4 protein-coding genes are annotated in these 3,272 nt (G+C 47.9%); 2 read left to right on the top strand and 2 right to left on the bottom strand.

From position 1 onward, the window contains the following. Together HKN79_08435 and HKN79_08430 are read right to left on the bottom strand one after the other, a co-directional pair. Nucleotides 1-459: hypothetical protein (locus tag HKN79_08435; GenBank protein NNC83591.1), on the bottom strand; the 459-nt coding region annotated here is incomplete at its 3' end. A gap of 32 nt (nucleotides 460-491) precedes the next feature. Next, the gene (locus HKN79_08430; GenBank protein ID NNC83590.1) at nucleotides 492-2,027 is read right to left on the bottom strand and encodes a hypothetical protein; all 1,536 of its coding nucleotides are present in this window, start codon (nucleotides 2,025-2,027) and stop codon (nucleotides 492-494) included. Nucleotides 2,028-2,151: 124 nt separating this feature from the next. Between HKN79_08430 and HKN79_08425 the strand changes: the two genes are divergently transcribed. Both HKN79_08425 and HKN79_08420 read left to right on the top strand, forming a co-directional pair. Then, nucleotides 2,152-2,817: a Crp/Fnr family transcriptional regulator gene (locus HKN79_08425; GenBank protein ID NNC83589.1), complete on the top strand. Its 666-nt coding sequence runs from the start codon at nucleotides 2,152-2,154 to the stop codon at nucleotides 2,815-2,817. A 2-nt stretch (nucleotides 2,818-2,819) separates the two neighbouring features. Then, nucleotides 2,820-3,272: sterol desaturase (locus tag HKN79_08420; GenBank protein NNC83588.1), on the top strand; the 453-nt coding region annotated here is incomplete at its 3' end.

Below are 3,272 nucleotides of genomic sequence, written 5' to 3'. Positions count from 1 at the left end.
CTGACAGGTGTTATAGGCGACCTGACATGGGCCATCCCATACAAAATCCAAACACTCAGGGTTCTCATCGACCACTTGTTGTGCACAGTCTTGATCTGACGCAGCCACATATCCAGTCGGTACTGGATCCCCCCCGCATATCAGTAGGGCCGGTCCATCGTCCAATTCGATAGGAAGCAGTACGATAACATCTGGACAATTGGCCAGAAAACACTCTATATATGCATCTTGACATATACCATCCCAATTCGTCTCCAGACAGAATGGATCCGCATCGATCACTTGCTGCGCGCACTCTTGATCCGAGGCTGCGGTATATCCGGGCGGGGCGGGATCGGATTCATCTTGTATGATCGCTGGACCGCCACCTACTTCATTCGGTAGGTAGATTATCGTTTGAGCTTGCATTATCGTACTCGCAAGGAGTAGAACTACTAGAATGAAAAAGGCTCTTGACATTTTGAATTGCATTGTCTGATTAATTATCGATCTTATTTGGACAGGAATAATCGCTGGGAATATCTTCTTCCCTCGTTCGTGCCTATGAGCAGTATGTAAAATTGTTCTGAAAGATCCGAGGTGTCGATGTATCCATGGTCCGATATCGTTCTACTGAGCACCAACTTTCCGCTGAGATCCATGATCTCGACAGTGAAGTTCTTATGCACAGGATGAGAAAGATGTAAATGACCTCTTGCCATGATGAACATATTGAATCCGTCCATCGATTCCTCTCCTAACGAACTGAGGATATCCCCAGCACAGGTCATATCAATCTCGAATCCTTGACTATTTCCAGTCTCATTGGAAACGAAACGATAGGTGACACAAGCAGACGATGTGAAGAAATCGGGCCATGCGACAGCTGCGGTGATATCCGCGATCAATTCTCCTGAGGTGCCTTCCCCCTCATAGATATAGAGATGGTCTCCTATTCCGACCTGTATGGTCTGGAACTCAACAAATAGGCTGTCTAATCCATCCTCCGAGCAGAAACTCATGGAGAGATCCTCATTCTCCGAGTAGTTGCCTTCCAGACCACTATCAAAGAGGGTCATCTCGCATCCATTGACTGTACCGCCCTCATCGATGGTACTGAATGTACAGGCTGGACAGTCCGGACCTCCACAGTCGGTGGCCAGTTCCTGGCCATTGAGTATGCCGTCATCACAGGTAGGACAATCACAGCTCACGGTGAATTCATAGCCTGGATCTGTGACCGATCCATCGGAAGTGAACTGTACCGTGACACACTCAGTACCTATCTCGACAATACCGGGTGAGAAGCTGCCCGTATACTCACCATACAAAGGCGCATTGATATCTGCACCTGCATAGATGCGTACGAAATCATAGCCCTGCTCGAGATCGAAGCTGATGAAATCAAGCTTTACACAGTCTCCTGGAGACACAGAACATATGGTGAGGATGTCATTGGAGTTATTGGAATATTCCTCATTGATCCCATTATCGAGCACCGTCTCATCACAACTGGAGATCTCGAGATCTCCATTCATGACCACGAATTCACATTCCTCGCAGTCCGGTCCTCCACAGTCGATACCCAATTCCTCCCCATTCTGCACACCATCCTCACAGCTAGGGCAAGCACAAGTGATGTCTATCTGGAATCCAGCAAAGGTCACCGAGAAATCGGAGACGAATACCAAGGTGATACAGGTGCCCGAGGCCTCTATGAATCCGGGATTCACAGATCCATCATATACTCCCAACAAAGTCCCTGTAGTATCCGCTCCATCATAGATGAACATCTCGTCATAATCTCCTCCCTCTACTTCCCAAAGTACAAAGGCGAGCCCTAAACATGCATCCGGGTCGTCCGAACAGATGGTCAAGGTGTCACTATCGAAATTGGAATAATCCCCATCGGGACCTCCGCTATCGTATATCGAACCGGCACATGTAGTGATCGTTCCTCCATCGGAGATCAGATAATCCTGCGCTGAGACCAGCCCGGTAAAGAGCAGAAGAATTAGCGAAAAACTCAGGTTCTTGACCAGATTCATAATTAGCTTGTTCAATAAGGCCAAGCAAAATACTGAAACTTGCTTGAATATTCACCCAACCTTCTTTCTCAATGATACACGGGTTACATTCCCATCCTATCAGTATGACTAATTTTGATGGATTATGACAGTCGTACCTTTTGACATCAATTGCTACAAGCACTTGCACGAGCGATTCCAATATCTATTCGAAGAAGAATTGATTGAGGAGATATGCCGATCCGGTGAGCTCAGGAAGATTCCTGAGGACACCCTGCTGATGGACATAGGACAGATCATCACGCATATGCCGCTCATCGTATCCGGCAGCCTGAAGGTCATGACCGAGGATGAGGATGGGGATGAGCTCCTCCTTTACTACCTAGAACTCGGAGATACCTGTGCGATGACCCTCAACTGCTGTTCCAAAGCCAGTAAGAGCGCTATCTCGGCCATCACGGAAGAACCCAGTGAAGTGCTCTTCGTGCCGGTGGAGAAGATGGAGGAATGGATGGTCAAATACAAGACCTGGAGGAATTTCGTGTTGGAGGCCTATAATTCCCGTCTCAACGAGATGCTCGAAGCGATCGACAATCTCGCCTTCCACAATATGGAGGAGAGGCTCACCAAATACCTCCGGGATAAGGCTATGGTCAACCATAGCGCTGAGTTGAAGGTGACCCATTTCCAGATAGCTACTGATCTCCATTCCTCCCGAGTGGTGATATCGCGATTGATGAAGAAACTCGAATTGGACGGGATCATCAAGCAGCATAGGAATAGAGTAGAGTTTCTTGAGTTCAAGGATTGAATATGAGACCAATTTCTGAATACTGGGATTTATTCGCTGCCTCTTTCAAGCAATTTGCTGAATACACCTGGGCGGAGATCACCTTCGCTGTTGAGCCTTGGTATGTGAACTATTTCTGGTGGTTGGTCCTCCTCTCTATAGTCGTGTGGGGATTGGAGATCCTCTTTCCTTGGCGTAAGGACCAAGCCATCATCCGCAAGGACTTCTGGCTGGATGCCTTCTACATGTTCTTCAACTTCTACATCTTCAAGATCATCATCTTCTTTGCCTTCTCCAATCTCACCGAGGCCTTCTTCAGCGATATACTTGGGGGTGATGTGAGCAGGTATGCGCTCATCGATATCGGCACGATGCCAGGATGGCTCCAATTGGTCGTCTTCTTCGTGGCCACGGATTTCATCCAATGGTTCACCCATGTGCTCTTGCATCGCTATGAATTCCTGTGGAGATTCCAC

The sequence above is a fragment of the Flavobacteriales bacterium genome, from assembly GCA_013001705.1.
Classification (GTDB): Bacteria; Bacteroidota; Bacteroidia; order Flavobacteriales_D; family JABDKJ01; genus JABDLZ01.
Note: the sequence above shows the minus strand (reverse complement) of the source record. Positions and strands in the feature narration are given on the sequence as shown.

What these genes read in the sequence shown, in the direction of transcription:
- HKN79_08430 (NNC83590.1), bottom strand. Translation starts at nt 2,027, where the DNA reads ATGAATCTGGTCAAGAACCTGAGTTTTTCGCTAATTCTTCTGCTCTTT.
- HKN79_08425 (NNC83589.1), top strand. Translation starts at nt 2,152, where the DNA reads ATGACAGTCGTACCTTTTGACATCAATTGCTACAAGCACTTGCACGAG.